This is a genomic window from Streptomyces sp. NPDC002870 (genome assembly GCF_042888505.1).
Lineage (GTDB): Bacteria > Actinomycetota > Actinomycetes > Streptomycetales > Streptomycetaceae > Streptomyces.
On record NZ_JBIAPW010000016.1, the window covers coordinates 118,819 to 133,694 of the forward strand.

At 71.6% G+C, this 14,876-nt stretch carries 14 protein-coding genes; 7 read left to right on the forward strand and 7 right to left on the reverse strand.

The annotated features are described in order from the left end of the window. Positions 1-165 precede the first annotated feature (165 nt). The 4 genes from ACFYWY_RS21215 to ACFYWY_RS21230 are packed head-to-tail and all read left to right on the forward strand — an operon-like array spanning position 166 to position 2,903. Positions 166-1,761 (forward strand): FAD-dependent monooxygenase, encoded by a 1,596-nt coding sequence (locus ACFYWY_RS21215; protein ID WP_389188759.1) that lies wholly within the window; start codon positions 166-168, stop codon positions 1,759-1,761. A gap of 47 nt (positions 1,762-1,808) precedes the next feature. Continuing rightward, on the forward strand, positions 1,809-1,880 hold the full coding sequence (locus tag ACFYWY_RS21220; RefSeq protein WP_309544753.1) for a putative leader peptide: 72 nt from the start codon (positions 1,809-1,811) through the stop codon (positions 1,878-1,880). A 28-nt stretch (positions 1,881-1,908) separates the two neighbouring features. After that, positions 1,909-2,517: a cysteine dioxygenase gene (locus ACFYWY_RS21225; RefSeq protein WP_389188761.1), complete on the forward strand. Its 609-nt coding sequence runs from the start codon at positions 1,909-1,911 to the stop codon at positions 2,515-2,517. After that, positions 2,514-2,903, forward strand: coding sequence for a rhodanese-like domain-containing protein (locus ACFYWY_RS21230; protein ID WP_389188764.1), 390 nt, complete (start codon positions 2,514-2,516; stop codon positions 2,901-2,903). The genes ACFYWY_RS21225 and ACFYWY_RS21230 overlap by 4 nt, the downstream gene beginning before the upstream one ends. Before the next feature lie 178 nt (positions 2,904-3,081). On the opposite strand, the gene recX is transcribed toward ACFYWY_RS21230, so the two are convergent. Together recX and recA are read right to left on the reverse strand one after the other, a co-directional pair. Further along, positions 3,082-3,654 carry a recombination regulator RecX gene (gene recX, locus ACFYWY_RS21235; RefSeq protein WP_389188767.1) on the reverse strand — a complete coding sequence of 191 codons (573 nt, stop codon included), beginning with the start codon at positions 3,652-3,654 and terminating at the stop codon, positions 3,082-3,084. A 3-nt stretch (positions 3,655-3,657) separates the two neighbouring features. Further along, positions 3,658-4,788 (reverse strand): recombinase RecA, encoded by a 1,131-nt coding sequence (recA, locus tag ACFYWY_RS21240; RefSeq protein WP_389188770.1) that lies wholly within the window; start codon positions 4,786-4,788, stop codon positions 3,658-3,660. A 281-nt stretch (positions 4,789-5,069) separates the two neighbouring features. Between recA and ACFYWY_RS21245 the strand changes: the two genes are divergently transcribed. Next, complete coding sequence (locus ACFYWY_RS21245; protein ID WP_389188773.1) at positions 5,070-5,426, forward strand: DUF805 domain-containing protein; 357 nt, start codon at positions 5,070-5,072, stop codon at positions 5,424-5,426. Positions 5,427-5,561: 135 nt separating this feature from the next. On the opposite strand, the gene ACFYWY_RS21250 is transcribed toward ACFYWY_RS21245, so the two are convergent. Together ACFYWY_RS21250 and ACFYWY_RS21255 are read right to left on the reverse strand one after the other, a co-directional pair. Continuing rightward, the gene (locus ACFYWY_RS21250; RefSeq protein WP_389188776.1) at positions 5,562-6,809 is read right to left on the reverse strand and encodes an AI-2E family transporter; all 1,248 of its coding nucleotides are present in this window, start codon (positions 6,807-6,809) and stop codon (positions 5,562-5,564) included. Between the two features lie 24 nt (positions 6,810-6,833). Then, on the reverse strand, positions 6,834-7,028 hold the full coding sequence (locus ACFYWY_RS21255; protein ID WP_307660730.1) for a DUF3046 domain-containing protein: 195 nt from the start codon (positions 7,026-7,028) through the stop codon (positions 6,834-6,836). A gap of 78 nt (positions 7,029-7,106) precedes the next feature. Here ACFYWY_RS21255 and ACFYWY_RS21260 point away from each other — a divergent pair, with 78 nt between their 5' ends. Continuing rightward, on the forward strand, positions 7,107-8,042 hold the full coding sequence (locus ACFYWY_RS21260) for a hypothetical protein (protein WP_389188779.1): 936 nt from the start codon (positions 7,107-7,109) through the stop codon (positions 8,040-8,042). A 71-nt stretch (positions 8,043-8,113) separates the two neighbouring features. Here ACFYWY_RS21260 and ACFYWY_RS21265 read toward each other — a convergent pair whose 3' ends face one another. From ACFYWY_RS21265 to ACFYWY_RS21275, 3 genes are read right to left on the reverse strand one after another with little or no spacing between them, the layout of a single operon-like run. Then, complete coding sequence (locus tag ACFYWY_RS21265; protein ID WP_389188782.1) at positions 8,114-8,422, reverse strand: AzlD domain-containing protein; 309 nt, start codon at positions 8,420-8,422, stop codon at positions 8,114-8,116. Next, entirely contained in the window at positions 8,419-9,261 is an 843-nt protein-coding gene (locus tag ACFYWY_RS21270) for an AzlC family ABC transporter permease (RefSeq protein ID WP_389188784.1), read from the reverse strand. Before ACFYWY_RS21270 ends, ACFYWY_RS21265 begins: the two co-directional genes overlap by 4 nt. Positions 9,262-9,271: 10 nt before the next feature. After that, the gene (locus ACFYWY_RS21275; protein ID WP_389188787.1) at positions 9,272-10,123 is read right to left on the reverse strand and encodes an AraC family ligand binding domain-containing protein; all 852 of its coding nucleotides are present in this window, start codon (positions 10,121-10,123) and stop codon (positions 9,272-9,274) included. A gap of 90 nt (positions 10,124-10,213) precedes the next feature. Between ACFYWY_RS21275 and ACFYWY_RS21280 the strand changes: the two genes are divergently transcribed. Continuing rightward, entirely contained in the window at positions 10,214-14,833 is a 4,620-nt protein-coding gene (locus ACFYWY_RS21280; protein ID WP_389188790.1) for an ATP-dependent helicase, read from the forward strand. Positions 14,834-14,876: the final 43 nt, after the last annotated feature.

Sequence of the window (14,876 nt, forward strand, 5' to 3'; positions counted from 1 at the left end):
GGTAGGTACTACTGGAGGGGCGGCCGCAGCAATGCGGCCGCCCCTCGCCGCATTCCTCCGTCACTTGACGCCAGCACCCGCAGTGGGTTGCATACGTTCTGTGATCGCGCACCGGGCTCCAACCACAGCTTTCCGCATGACCCTTCGGGCCCCAGGAGTCACGCCGTGGACCCGGTGATCATCGTGGGCGCGGGGCCTGTCGGGCTCGCGCTCTCGCTGGCCCTTGCGCAACAAGGCGTTCCCTCGGTCGTACTCGACGAAGGCGCGGGCAACGACGAGCAGCGGCGCGCCCGTACGGTCGTGCTTCGGCCCGACACCGCAGCCATGGTGGAACGGCTCGGCTGCGCCACTGGCCGTGACGAAGGTTCCCGCTGGACCGGCTGGCGCTCGATGCGGCGCCGGCAGGACGTACGGCAGCTCGCCCTCGGCGACGACCGCGCCCCCGCGCCGCTGCACATCCCGCAGCACGCCCTCGCGCGCGGGCTGCGGGACGCCGTCGCCTCGCAGCAGCTGGTCCGGCTCGTCACCGAAAGTCGCCTCGACTCGCTGGAGCAGGACGCGACCGGGATCAGCGTGCACACCCGGGGGCCCGGAGCGACCTGGTGGCGCGGCAGTTTTCTGGTCGGCTGCGACGGGGCCAGGTCGACGGTCCGCAAGCTCCTCGGCATCCGCTTCCCGGGCCGTACGGCGGTGGAGCGGCACGCCGTCGCCGCTCTGCGCACCGAACTCCCCTGGCCCGACGAGGCGTTGCTGCACCGCCAGCCGCCTTGGCGCACAGGCGGCGACGAGGTCACCGCCCGGCCGCTGCCGGACGACGTCTGGCGGCTGGACTGGCTGCTGCCGTCCCGCGGCGAACTGGTCACCCCCGACGCCCTGGTGGCACGCGTACGGGACACCCTGGCCGGCTGGTGCGGCCAGACACCTCCGTATGAGCTCCTCGACACCGGCGTCTACACGCTGCACCACCGGCTGGCGCGGCGCTGGCGCGTGGACCGGGCCTTTCTCGCCGGCGACGCCGCGCACCTTCTCGGGGCGCTCGGCACACAGGGGCTCGAGGAAGGGCTGCGGGACGCCGACAACCTCGCGTGGAAGCTGGCGCACAGCTGGCACCACGGCCTGTCCGAGCCGCTGCTCGACAGCTATCAGGCGGAGCGGCGGGCGGCCGTCGCCTCGCGGCTGCGCGCCGCCGACCAGTCGCTGCCGATACTGCGTGGCGGCAGCGGACTGCGTACGTATCTTCCGGGTGCCGCGCGCGGGCACGACACTCTGCTGACCGACGGCCATCTGGGGCACGGCCCCCTGGGCGCGCCCCCCGTTTATAGGCACTCCCCTCTCGCACCCGAATACGCCCCTTCGCAGACCTTCGTGGGCACGGAGGCGGGCGCTCCGGTCGCGGATGTACGGGTGACCGCGCCGGACGGCACCAGCGCGCGGCTGCGCGACCGGCTGGGGCGAGGACAGCTGCTGGTTTTGCTGGTCGCGCCGGGTACGGGGGTGTGGGACAGGCGGCACTGGGTGAGCGCGGGCGTGATGCCGCGGCTGGCCGCGGCGGTCACCGCGCTGCCGGTGCGGGCTGAGCTGCTGGTGACGGAGAGCTACCCGGGCGCTTCGGCGCACACAGTGCTGCTGGTGCGGCCCGACGGGCACCTGGTCGCCTCGTTTGCAGGAGTGCGGCCTGCGGAGCTGTACTCGGCTGCGGACGCTGTGCGCGGCGGTGCCCCCTCAGCGGCGCGCAGTGACCGTACCGCGGACATCAATTGACCCTCGATGGCCCACATGGTGTACTCCGGAACGTGACCGACACCGATGTGCGCCTGTGGCGGAGGGTCCATATGGACCTCGTCCGCTATGCGGGCTGCGTGTGTCGCCCGTCCTGCTGAATTCGCCTTTCCTTCGTGCCGTGGCCTGATGGGCCCGCGCGCCCTCCAGCGAACTTCCAGGACGGTTTCCGTGTCCCAGCCTGTCTCCACCCCGGTCACTGCTGCCTCCGCGCGTGCGGAAGCGTCGTCGCGTACGCAAGCCTCGTCGCCGACCGCCGCCGAGCTGCTCGACTTCGTGCGGCGCTCCGCCGCCGACAAGGGCCTCATCGCCTCGCTCCCGCTCGATCCCGAGGGCCGTACGTGGGTACGGCTCGAGGGGCCCGGCGGCAGTGAGGCCTGGCTGATCGCCTGGCCGCCGGGCACGGGCACCGGCTGGCACGACCACGCCGAGTCGTTCGGCGCGTTCGCCACGGCCGCAGGCGAGTTGAAGGAGTACTCCCTCGACGTACGGCTCCCCGCGAGCGGCTGGAAGACCCTGGAACTGAACGAAGGGGTCGACCGCGAGCGGCAGTTGGGGGCAGGCCAGGGCCGGGCCTTCGGGAAGCACCATGTGCACGAAGTGCTGAACGAGTCGGCCGCCGAGCATGCCGTCTCGGTCCATGCGTACTATCCGCCGCTGCCGCTGATCCGGCGCTTCAGCCGGTCCGGCGCGGTGCTCCGTCTTGAGCAGGTCGAGCGTCCGGAGGACTGGCAGTGAGCGCGGTGAGGGTGGGGATCGACGAGCTCCTGGAGCGGGTACGGGAGGACCTGGACCGGGTCGAGCCGAAGGATGCCTTCGAGGCGGCCGGGGCCGGCGCGCTGCTGGTGGACATCCGGTACGCGGCGCTGCGCGAGCGGGACGGCCTGATTCCGGGTGCGCTGGTCGTGGAGCGCAACGAGCTGGAGTGGCGACTGGACCCCCAGGGCAGCCACCGCGCACCGGAGGCGGTCAGCCACGATCTGCGGGTCGTGGTGATCTGCAACGAGGGCTACGCATCGTCGCTGGCGGCGGTGTCCCTACGGCAGTTGGGCCTGCACCGCGCGACGGACCTCGTGGGGGGCTTCCAGGCCTGGAGGACGGCGGGACTGCCGGTGCAACGGTAGTCCGCGACGCGCCCTGAGCGCGGACACGGCGGGGGCGGCGCGAGACGGCCCGGCATCCCGAGGCCGCCGGAGCGGCGCGGCCGGGGCTATGCGCAGCCGCGCGGGCTCTCAATGCGGCGCGAGCTGCGGGCGGCTGCCCAGCAGCCGGGCGGCCTCGCACGGCGGGCCCGGGCGAGGGCTAGAAGCCACCGTCCTCGTGCAGGTCCTCCGTGTCCTCGCCCTCTTCCTCGAGCGCGCGCTTGACCACCCTGAGGGCCAGGCCCTCGGGGTAGCCCTTCCTGGCGAGCATTCCCGCCAGACGACGCAGACGGCGGTCGCGGTCCAGGCCGCGGGTCGAGCGGAGTTTGCGTGCGACCAGCTCGCGGGCTGTCTCCTCCTCCTGCTCGGAGTCGAGCTGCCCGACCGCCTCGTCGATCAGGGCGGAGTCCACGCCCTTCGTGCGCAGTTCCCGCGCGAGCGCCCGCCGGGCGAGGCCCCGGCCGTGGTGCCGGGACTCCACCCATGCGTCCGCGAAGGCCGCGTCGTTGATGAGCCCCACGTCCTCGAAGCGGGAGAGGACCTCCTCGGCCACCTCCGAGGGGATCTCACGCTTGTGCAGCGCGTCCGCGAGCTGCTTGCGGGTGCGCGGGGTGCCGGTGAGCAGCCGCAGGCAGATCGCCCGCGCCCGCTCGGTCGGATCCTGGGGCGACAGCTCCTTCTCGGACCTCGACGAGTCGGCGCTGTCGCCCGGCCATTCGGTTCGCCCGGCCATGTGCTAGCCCTTGGCCGCCGCCGTCTTGGCCGCCTTGGCCTTGGACGCGGGCGCGGGCGCCGACTTCGCCGCGTCCTCGGCCGGAGCCGCCGCACCGGCTGCGTCCACGCCCGGCTCGGCCGCCAGGGAGGCCTCCGGCTTCACGCCGACGCCCAGCTTCTCCAAGATCTTCTTCTCGATCTCATTGGCGAGATCGGGGTTGTCCTTCAGGAAGTTACGGGCATTCTCCTTGCCCTGGCCCAGCTGGTCGCCCTCGTAGGTGTACCAGGCGCCCGCCTTGCGCACGAAGCCGTTCTCCACGCCCATGTCGATGAGGCCGCCCTCTCGGCTGATGCCGTGGCCGTAGAGGATGTCGAACTCGGCCTGCTTGAAGGGCGGCGCGACCTTGTTCTTGACGACCTTGACGCGGGTGCGGTTGCCGACCGCGTCGGTGCCGTCCTTCAGGGTCTCGATACGGCGGATGTCGAGCCGCACCGAGGCGTAGAACTTCAGCGCACGGCCACCGGTCGTGGTCTCCGGCGAGCCGAACATCACGCCGATCTTCTCGCGAAGCTGGTTGATGAAGATGGCTGTGGTCTTGGACTGGTTCAGCGCGCTCGTGATCTTCCGGAGCGCCTGGCTCATCAGCCGCGCCTGCAGACCGACGTGCGAGTCGCCCATCTCGCCCTCGATCTCCGCTCGCGGCACCAGGGCGGCGACGGAGTCGATGACGATCAGGTCGAGGGCGCCGGAGCGGACGAGCATGTCGACGATCTCGAGCGCCTGCTCGCCGTTGTCCGGCTGGGACAGGATCAGGTTGTCGATGTCGACCCCGAGCTTCTTCGCATACTCGGGGTCGAGGGCGTGCTCGGCGTCGATGAACGCCACCGAGCCGCCGAGCTTCTGTGCATTCGCCACGGCGTGCAGCGTGAGGGTCGTCTTACCGGAGGACTCCGGTCCGTACACCTCCACGACACGGCCGCGCGGCAGGCCGCCGACGCCGAGCGCGACGTCGAGCGCGGTCGACCCGGTGGGGATGACCTCGATGGGCTCGTTCGGCCGCTCGCCCAGGCGCATCACCGCGCCCTTGCCGAATTGCCGTTCAATCTGTGCGAGCGCGGCGTCCAGCGCCTTCTCGCGGTCGGTTCCTGCCATGGGTTCCACCCGATTTGCTTGAGTCGATCGCTTCACGTGAAAGACGCTAACCCCTGCCACTGACAATGGGCCCCGACGTCCATCCAGCCTGTGGATAACTCCCGGAAACCGAGGCCGGAATCCAATGAGAATGGATGTTCGATTTTGGTGTCAAGCGCACCGCTCAGCCCGGCACCGACCGTCCTTAGGTAACGGTTTGACCCGCACACTTCAAGCCACATAGGTTCTGCTCGGCCGGTCCATGAGGACGGGCCCAAATCGCGATCCTTTGGGGGGACGCAGTGCACTGGTATGTGGACGTACTCAAGAAATATGCGGTATTCAGCGGGCGGGCACGCCGCCAGGAGTACTGGATGTTCATCCTGTTCAGCGTGATCGTCAGCATCGTGCTGACGATCATCGACACTGTCGCCGGCACGAGCCCTGTCATCGCGTCGATCTACAGCCTCGCCGTGTTCCTTCCCAGCCTCGGTGTCGCAGTCCGTCGACTGCACGACACCGACCGGTCGGGCTGGTGGCTGCTCATCGCGCTGGTCCCGTTCGTGGGCGCGATCATCCTGCTGGTGTTCCTGGCCAGTGAAGGCAAGCCGCACGAGAACAGCCACGGCCCGAACCCCAAGCTGGTTCCGGCTCACTGACGCTCGTGCGTCGGCCGAAGGGAACCGCTCCCCCGAGGACCGACGAGCAAGCCGAGTTCTGAGCGCTGTAGTTGGCGAGGCCCGTCAACTACAGCGCTCCGTCACAACCGGGTGCCGGAACTCCGCCCCGCCATCTCAGGCGCTGTCCCCCGGGGGCGGCGCCTCGTCCCGTTTCGCTCGGAACACGTCGCGCAGCCGCGCGAGCGCCTTGCCCCCGTCGCGCAGCCGGTGGCCGTGGACGCGCGGGTCGTCGGTCACGGCGTACCGCTTCACATACGCGCCGAGGAACGCCTGGAGCGTGGCGATCGCCGGGATCGCGATCAACGCGCCGACCGGCCCCAGCAGCGCCGTGCCCGCGACGACCGAGCCGAAGGCCACCGCGGGGTGAATGTCGACCGTCTTGGACGTGAGCTTGGGCTGCAGCACATAGTTCTCGAACTGCTGGTAGACCACGACGAATCCGAGCACCCACAGCGCGTACCAGGGATCGACGGTGAAGGCGATCAGCATCGGCAGCGCGCCCGCCAGATACGTGCCGATGGTCGGGATGAACTGCGAGACCAGACCGACCCAGACAGCGAGCGCCGGGGCGTAGGGGACGCCCAGGATCTCCAGCAGGATGTAGTGCGCGACGCCGGAGATCAGTGCCATCAGTCCGCGCGAGTAGAGGTAGCCGCCCGTCTTGTCGACGGCGATCTCCCAGGCGCGCAGCACCTCGGCCTGCTTGGCCGGCGGCAGTACGGAGCAGAGCGTGCGGCGCAGCCGGGGCCCGTCGGCGGCGAAGTAGAACGAGAACAGGAAGATCGTCAGCAGTTTGAACAGTCCGCCGAGCACGGTGGTGGAGATGTCCAGGACCCCGCTCGCGCTGTTCTGGACGTACCTCCGCAGCCAGTCCGAGCGCAGCAGGCTGTCCTGGACCTCCACCCGCGAGAGTTCGGTGTTGAAGGTGCTGTTGATCCAGCGGATCACCGAGTCCAGGTACTTGGGAAAGTCCTCGACCATGTCGACGATCTGGCTCGCCAGCATCGAGCCGAGGAGGACGACGAAGCCGACGCCAAAGGCGATCACGCCCAGGAAGACGATGAAGGTGGCGAGGCCGCGACGCATGCCACGGGCCGCCATCCTGCCCACCGCCGGTTCGATCGCCAGCGCCAGGAAGAAGGCGATCAGGATATTGATCAGCAGCCCGATGAGCTGGTGGAAGGCCCAGCTGCCGAGCTGGAAGCAGGCGTACAGAGCCAGCCCGAGCACCATGGCGCGCGGCAGCCAGCGGGGCATGCGGGCCGGGCCGAGGGATCCGGCCACCGGTGCGGAAGGCGGGGCGTTCGGCGGGGTCACGCCCTGAGCGGGTGTTTCCTGCTCGGTCTTGTCAGTCTCGGCCACGAGATCCAGTGTCGCCCACCGGTCTCACTGTTTGTCGGCCGGGACGCCCACGGCGGCGCAGACCCCGCGCCATACGTCCTTCGCCTCCCAGCCGGCGGCCAGCGCCTCATGCACCGTACGGCCACCCAGCTCGGCCATCACATGGTCGCGCGCGAAGGAGTCGGCGTAGGCCTGACCGAAGTGGTCCGCCATCCGCTCCCAGAAAATCGTCAACCGCATGACGTCAGTATCCCGCCCCTGGGGTGCAGCCTTGTCCCTCCCGCTCGCCGAAAGCCCTTTCCACCCTACGGTCGAAGCATGGCTGGAACCGGAGCAACCCCCTCGCCCTCGCACGCGTCACCCCTCGCCCGCGCCGAGCAGTTCATCTGGCTGACGGCCCGGGTTCTGGAGCAGCGGCGGTTCGAGTACCACTTCCTGGGCGGCGGCTCGGAAACCGTCGAGACCGCCCTGGCCGCGTACGTCAATGAGGACGGCGGCTACGGCCACGCCCTCGAACCCGATCTTCGCGGCCCGGTCAGCCAGCCGCTGCACACGGCGCACGCCCTGCGCGTTCTCGATTCCATCGGCCGCTGCGGCGGACTGCGGGTGGAGCGGATGTGCCGCTACTTCACCGAGGTGTCGACGCACGACGGGGCGCTGCCCGCGATCCACCCCTCACAGCGCGGCTATCCGTCAGCGCCGTTCATCCCGATCGTCGACGACCCTCCCAGCGAGCTGCTCGCGACGGGCCCGGTGGTCGGGCTGCTGCACCGCAATCAGGTGTGGCACGCCTGGCTGTTCAGAGCCACGGACTTCTGCTGGGCCGCCGTCGAAGGGCTCGAGAAGTCCCATCCGTACGAGGTCGAGGCCGCGGTCGCCTTCCTGGACGGGGCCCCGGACCGCTCGCGCGCCGAGGCCGCCGCGGACCGGCTCGGGCGACTGGTGCGCGAGCATGGCCTGGCGGTCCTCGACCCGGACCGGCTCGAGGAGTACCCGCTCGCCCCCGGCTATGCGGCGGGCGAGCGCCACTTCCCGTACGACTACGCCCGTACGCCCCAGTCACTCGCCCGCCGCTGGTTCACCGACGAGGAGATGGCGCGCTCGCTGGAGCATCTCGCCGGCGAGCAGCGTGAGGACGGCGGCTGGCCGGTCAACTGGCGGCAATGGGCGCCCGGCACAGCCCTGGAGGCTCGGCCGATCGTGACCGTCGAGGCGCTGCGTACGCTACGGGCGCACGGCCGCGCGATCGCCTGAGGCGCCCGGTCTGTACCCGGCTGTCCCCGACAGTCCGCCAGTCCCCGACAGTCCTCGGCCTGTCCCCGGGCTCAGCCGCCGAGCGCGCGCACGCCCGCCGTGACTGCCACCGCGGCCCCGACGACCACCAGGAAGGGGGCGCGCAGCACCAGCGCGAGAGCTGCTGCCCCAAGTCCTGCCGCCCGTGCGTCGAGGACGAGGGAGCTGTCCGTGCTGAACGTCTGCTGCGCGGTGAGCGCGGCCAGCAGGGCGACGGGCAGGAGCGCAGCGAGCCGCTGGACGAGCGGGCGTTCAAGGGCGTTGGCCGGTACCAGCAGGCCGGCCAGTTTGACGAGGTAGCAGCCGACGGCGGTCGCCGCGATCGCGATCCAGATGCTCAACGGTCCTCACCCTTCGTACGGTCTTCACCCTTCGCACGGTCTGCCTTCGTAGCCTTCGTCCGGTCCGCATTGCTGCCGCGGGCGATCGAGCGTCCCTTGAACCACAGGACGGCGGGCGCGGCGAGCGCGGCCACCAGCACCGGCACCCCGGCGGGCAGCACCGGCAGGAAGGCGAGCCCCAGCACCACGGCGAGCCCGGCGACTGCTCGCTCGGTCGTCGTACGGAGCATCGGCGCGAGGAGCGCGAGGAAGACGGCGGGGCCTGCGGCGTCCAGACCCCACGCGTCGGTGTCGCCGAGAGCCTCGGCGCCCAGCACCCCGCCGAGCGTGGTCAGGTTCCACAGGACGTAGAGCGTCAGCCCGGTGACGGTGAAGCCGAGGCGCGCTGCGCGCCGCGTGGGCTGGGCGAGGGCTACGGCCGTGGTCTCGTCGATGACCCAGTGCGCGGCGAGGGGGCGTACGAAGCGCGGCAGTGCGAGCAGCTGCGACAGCCGCAGCCCGTAGAAGGCGTTGCGTACGCCGAGGAAGAAGGCGCCTGCCGCGGCGGCGAAGGGGTTGCCGCCGGCCGCGAGCGCGCCGACCAGCGCGAACTGCGAGGCTCCGGTGAAGACCAACAGGCTGAGCGCGCAGGTCTGCAAGAGGCTGAGACCTGCGCCGGCGGAGGTCACGCCGAAGGCGAACCCGGACAGGCCGACGGCGATGCCGACGCCGAGCGCGTCGCGCACGACCGCCGAATCCGGCTTGGCGGGCACCCGCTCAGCGGCGGCTGTGCGTATCTCTGCGGATGTCCTTGAGGGAGTCTGCGGGCGGGACTCTGGATGAGCTGTCTGTTCTGCCACGCCGTGGACGCTATGCGGAGCGCTCACCGGCGGTCTTGTACGTTCTTGCGCGCTCCCTGCGGTACGCGCCGGGCGGGACGCCGACGATCCGCGTGAAGTGCCGGTTCAGATGCGGCTGGTCGGTGAAACCGACCGCGACGGCCGCATCGGCGGGCGCGGTCCCGGCGTCCAGAAGGTGGCGGGCGCGCCGCACGCGCGCATCGGTGAGCCAGGTGTGCGGCGGCATGCCGTACGCCGCCTTGAAGGCGCGCAGCAACGCGAAGGGGCTCGTGCCGAGCTCCTTCGCAAGCCCCTCCAGGGAAGGCGGCTCGGCCAGCCGCTCCTCCAGCAGCGCCCGCGCGCGGGCTGCGTTGCGCGCCCCGGCCGTGCGCGGCTGGAGCACCGGCAGCCGGCCCCCGTGGCTGCGCAGCATCCGCGCCGTGACCAGCCTCAGCAGGCTGTCGGCCGCCAGAGCGTTGCCTTCCTCGGCCGCTCTGTGCACTTCGACGACGAGCCGGGCGGCGTACGGATCGTCCACGACGGGGCTGGTGAAGCCCACCGATCCGCGCAGCGCGATGGTGTCGGCGGCGATCGAGTCGATCAGCTCGGCGGCCGGATAGAGCGTGCGATAGGTCCATCCCTCGGGGACGCCCGCGTGCCCGGTGTGCGAGGTGTCGGGGTTCACCAGCGCGATCTGCCCGGGCCCTGCCTGCACCAGGTCGTTGCGGTAATGGAACGCCTCGACGCCCTCGGTGATCGCGGCGAACACGAACGTCTCGTGCGTGTGCCGGGCGAACGTCTTGCGTATGTAGTGGGCGTGCAGGAGATCGACGCCGGGCAGCTCGGGGTACTGCCAGTACCGCGCCTGCTCCCGTGCTGCCATGGCTCCATTCTGCGTCACGACCGTCGGAGCCGGAACGGAGATTTCCCCAGGTCCGGGCGATTGTCAGTGGCGCGGTGCACGATGGGGGGCATGGCCAGGACAGCGCTCGACTCCTTCTCTCCCGCGACCCGGAGCTGGTTCACGGGAGCCTTCAGCGCGCCCACCGCCGCGCAGGAGGGGGCCTGGCAGGCCATCGGGGAGGGCTCGGACGTGCTGGTCGTGGCCCCCACCGGCTCCGGCAAGACCCTGGCCGCGTTCCTCGCCGCGCTGGACCGGCTGGCGTCCGCCCCACCGCCCGCGGACCCGAAAATGCGCTGCCGCGTGCTGTACGTGTCTCCGCTCAAGGCCCTCGCTGTCGACGTGGAGCGCAACCTCCGCAGCCCGCTCACCGGAATCCGGCAGGAGTCGGTGCGGCTCGGGCTGCCTGAGCCGGAAGTGCGGGTCGGCATCCGCTCGGGCGACACCCCGGCCGCCGAGCGGCGCTCCCTGGCCACCAAGCCGCCGGACATCCTCATCACGACACCAGAGTCGCTGTTCCTGATGCTCACCTCTGCGACCCGCGACGCGCTGGCGGGCATCGAGACGGTGATCCTGGACGAGGTGCACGCCGTCGCGGGGACGAAGCGGGGCGCGCATCTGGCCGTATCGCTGGAGCGCCTGGACGAGCTGCTGCCGCGTCCTGCCCGGCGTATCGGCCTGTCGGCGACGGTGCGGCCGGTGGACGAGGTGGCCCGCTATCTGTCGCCGCAGCGCAAGGTGGAGATCGTCCAGCCGCCCTCGGGCAAGGAGTTCGACCTGTCAGTGGTCGTACCGGTGGAGGATCTGGGCGAATTGGGCGGCTCCCCCGCCTCCGAATCGGACGGCGGAGAGAAGCCGTCGATCTGGCCGCATGTCGAGGAGAAGATCGCCGACCTCGTCCAGGCGCACCGCTCGACGATCGTCTTCGCCAACTCCCGCCGGCTCGCCGAGCGGCTGTGCAACCGCCTCAACGAGATCGCGTACGAGCGTGCCACCGGCCAGGCGATGCCCGAAGGGGCGCCACCGGCCGAGATCATGGCGCAGTCCGGGGCCGCTCGGGGCGCACCGGCCCTCCTCGCCCGCGCACACCACGGCTCGGTCTCCAAGGAACAGCGAGCCCTGGTCGAGGAGGACCTCAAAGCGGGCCGGCTGCCGGCCGTCGTCGCCACCTCCAGCCTGGAGCTGGGCATCGACATGGGCGCGGTGGATCTGGTGGTCCAGGTCGAGTCACCGCCGTCGGTCGCCTCCGGTCTGCAGCGGGTCGGCCGCGCGGGACACCAGGTGGGCGCGGTCTCCACAGGTGTCGTCTTTCCCAAGTACCGCGGCGATCTCGTGCAGGCGGCAGTGGTCACCGAGCGGATGCGCAGCGGCTCGATCGAAGCGCTGCGTATCCCGTCCAACCCCCTGGACGTGCTGGCCCAGCAGCTGGTTGCCATGGTCGCCCTCGACACTTGGCAGGTCGACGATCTGCTGGCGCTGTCGCGCCGGGCCGCGCCCTTCGCCTCGCTCCCCGAGTCGGCCTTCACCGCCGTCCTGGACATGCTCGCCGGGCGCTATCCCTCCGATGCCTTCGCCGAGTTGCGTCCGCGCGTGGTGTGGGACCGCGTCGCCGGTACGGTCACCGGCCGGCCGGGGGCGCAGCGCCTCGCGGTCACCTCCGGCGGCACCATCCCCGACCGCGGGCTGTTCGGGGTGTTCCTGGCGGGGGCGGATCCCAAGAAGGGCGGCGGCCGGGTCGGCGAGCTGGACGAGGAGATGGTGTACGAGTCGCGGGTGGGCGATGTCTTCACGCTCGGCACCACCTCCTGGCGTATCGAGGACATCACCCGCGACCGGGTGCTGGTCTCGCCCGCCCCCGGGGTGCCGGGCCGGCTCCCGTTCTGGAAGGGCGACCAGCTGGGCCGCCCGCTCGAACTGGGCCGCGCGGTGGGCGCGTTCCTGCGGGAGGTCGGCGGCCTGAGCACCGAGGACGCCCGGCTGCGCCTGCTGGCTGCCGGCCTGGACGCCTGGGCTGCCGACAATGTCCTCGGCTATCTGGATGAGCAGCGCCGTGCGTGCGGCCATGTCCCCGACGACCGGACGATTCTCGTCGAGCGTTTCCGGGACGAGCTGGGCGACTGGCGGGTCGTCATCCACTCCCCGTTCGGCGCCCAGGTGCACGCCCCCTGGGCGCTGGCGCTCGGCGCCCGGCTCGGCGAACGGTACGGCATGGACGCGCAGGTCATGCACGCCGACGACGGCATCGTGCTGCGCCTGCCCGACGCCGATCTGATGGGCCTGGACCTGCTCGACCAGGACCCGGTCCACCTCGACACGACGTTCGACAGCGAGCAGGCCCCGGTCGGCGCCGCGGACGCGGTCTTCGACAAGGGTGAAATCAATCAGATCGTCACGGACCAGGTGGGCGGCTCCGCGCTGTTCGCCTCCCGGTTCCGGGAGTGCGCCGCGCGTGCGCTGCTGCTGCCCCGGCGCACTCCCGGCAAGCGCACTCCACTGTGGCAGCAGCGTCAGCGTGCGGCCCAACTGCTCCAGGTGGCGAGCGAGTTCGGGTCCTTCCCGATCGTCCTCGAAGCGGTCCGCGAGTGCCTCCAGGACGTGTTCGACGTCCCGGGGCTCACGGAGCTGATGGGCGACATCGAGTCCCGCAGGGTCAGGCTGGTCGAGGTCACCACGCCCGAGCCCTCGCCCTTCGCCCGCTCGCTGCTCTTCGGCTATGTGGCGCAGTTCCTGTACGAGGGGGACTCGCCCCTTGCCGAGCGGCGCGCCGCGGCCCTCTCCCTCGACTCCCGGCTGCTGGCCGAGCTGCTCGGCCAGGCCGAGCTGCGCGAGCTGCTCGACCCCGAGGTGCTGACCGAGCTGGAGCGGGAGCTGCAATGGCTCACGGAGGATCGCCGGATCAAGGACGTGGAGGGTGTTGCGGACTTGCTGCGGGTCCTCGGCCCGTTGACCGACGCCGAGTTGGCCGAGCGCGGCGGCGACCCGGGGTGGCCGGGGGACCTGGCCGCATCGCGCCGCGCCATCCGGGTCAGGGTCGCGGGCGCGGACCACTGGGCTGCGGTCGAGGACGCGGGCCGACTGCGCGACGCACTGGGCACGGCGCTCCCGGTGGGCGTGCCGGAAGCATTCACCGAGCCGGTCAAGGACCCGCTCGGCGACCTCCTCGCCCGGTTCGCGCGTACGCACGGGCCGTTCACCTCGACCCAGGCGGCGGCGCGCTTCGGCCTCGGCGTGGCCGTCACAGAAGGGGCTCTGCAGCGGCTCGCGGCGAGCGGGCGGGTCGTACAGGGCGAGTTCCACCCCTCCGGCATCGGCCAGGAATGGTGCGACGCCACCGTCCTGCGCCGGCTGCGCCGACGCTCGCTGGCCGCGCTGCGCCATGAGCTGGAGCCGGTCCCGCCCGCCGCGCTCGCGACGTTCCTCCCGAAGTGGCAGCACATGGGCAGCAACAGCCTGCGCGGCATCGACGGCCTTGCCCGCGCGGTCGAGCAGCTCCAGGGGGCCGCGGTCCCGGCCTCCGCCCTCGAGAAGCTGATCCTCCCGTCCCGCGTCGCCGGGTACACCCCCGGTCTCCTGGACGAACTGACCACGACGGGCGAGGTCGTCTGGGCCGGGGCGGGCTCGCTGCCCGGCAAGGACGGCTGGATCTCCCTCTATCTCGCCGACGCCGCGCCCCTGCTCCTGCCGCAGCCCCATCCGCTGGAGCTCACCGCGCTCCACGAGTCCGTGCTCAGTGCCCTGTCCCCCGGCTACGGCCTGTTCTTCCGTCAGATCACCGACCAGGTCAGGGCCACCACCCACCCCGACGCCACCGATCCCCAACTGGCCGACGTCGTCTGGGACCTGGCCTGGTCCGGTCGGCTCACCAACGACACGCTGGCGCCGCTGCGTTCGCTGCTCGGCTCGGGCCGGACCGCAGGGTCGACGGCCCATCGCGCCAAACGGACGGTGCCGCGCGGGCGGTACGGCAGCCTTACGGCGGCCGCCCGTCCCGCTTCCCGTACCGGCCCGCCGACGGTGAGCGGGCGCTGGTCACTGCTGCCGACCGCCGAGCCCGACCCGACCCACCGCGCGCACGCCCTCGCCCGCACCCTGCTGGACCGTCATGGCGTGGTGACCCGGGGCGCGGTGGCGGCCGAGGGCGTGGAGGGCGGCTTCTCGGCCACGTACCGCATCCTCTCCGCCTTCGAGGACAGCGGTCAGGCGCGGCGCGGCTATGTGGTGGAGGGGCTGGGCGCGGCGCAGTTCGCGATGGACGGCGCGGTCGACCGCCTCCGTGCGGCCGCCACGGCGAGAGAACGGTCCGACGGGCAGACGGCCCCGCAGGCCGTGGTGCTGGCCGCCGCCGACCCCGCCAATGCCTACGGCGCGGCGTTGCCCTGGCCCGAGCCGCCGACCGGCGCCGGCCACAAGCCCGGCCGGAAAGCGGGCTCTCTGGTAGTCCTGGTCGACGGCGAGCTCACGCTGTACATGGAGCGCGGCGGCAAGACTCTGCTGGCCTGGGCGACCGATCCGGACTCCGCCGCGCTCCATGCGGCGGCCGAGGCGCTGGCGCACGCGGCCCGGGCGGGCGCGCTCGGCACGGTCACCGTCGAGCGCGCCAACGGCATACCGGCGCTCACCTCACCACTGGCCCGCGCCCTGGAGACGGCGGGCTTCCACGCCACCCCCAGAGGCCTACGGCTGCGCCCCTGACGACTGCTCCCCCACCCCTCACCCTCCCCGTCCCGCATCATGG

Bases quoted from the DNA above. Each gene is read 5' to 3' on its own strand.
- ACFYWY_RS21260 (WP_389188779.1), top strand. From the start codon at position 7,107: ATGGCTGGAACCGGAGCAACCCCCTCGCCCTCGCACGCGTCACCCCTC.
- recA (WP_389188770.1), bottom strand. From the start codon at position 4,788: ATGGCAGGAACCGACCGCGAGAAGGCGCTGGACGCCGCGCTCGCACAG.
- ACFYWY_RS21225 (WP_389188761.1), top strand. From the start codon at position 1,909: ATGGGCCCGCGCGCCCTCCAGCGAACTTCCAGGACGGTTTCCGTGTCC.
- ACFYWY_RS21280 (WP_389188790.1), top strand. From the start codon at position 10,214: ATGGCCAGGACAGCGCTCGACTCCTTCTCTCCCGCGACCCGGAGCTGG.
- recX (WP_389188767.1), bottom strand. From the start codon at position 3,654: ATGGCCGGGCGAACCGAATGGCCGGGCGACAGCGCCGACTCGTCGAGG.
- ACFYWY_RS21275 (WP_389188787.1), bottom strand. From the start codon at position 10,123: ATGGCAGCACGGGAGCAGGCGCGGTACTGGCAGTACCCCGAGCTGCCC.
- ACFYWY_RS21255 (WP_307660730.1), bottom strand. From the start codon at position 7,028: ATGCGGTTGACGATTTTCTGGGAGCGGATGGCGGACCACTTCGGTCAG.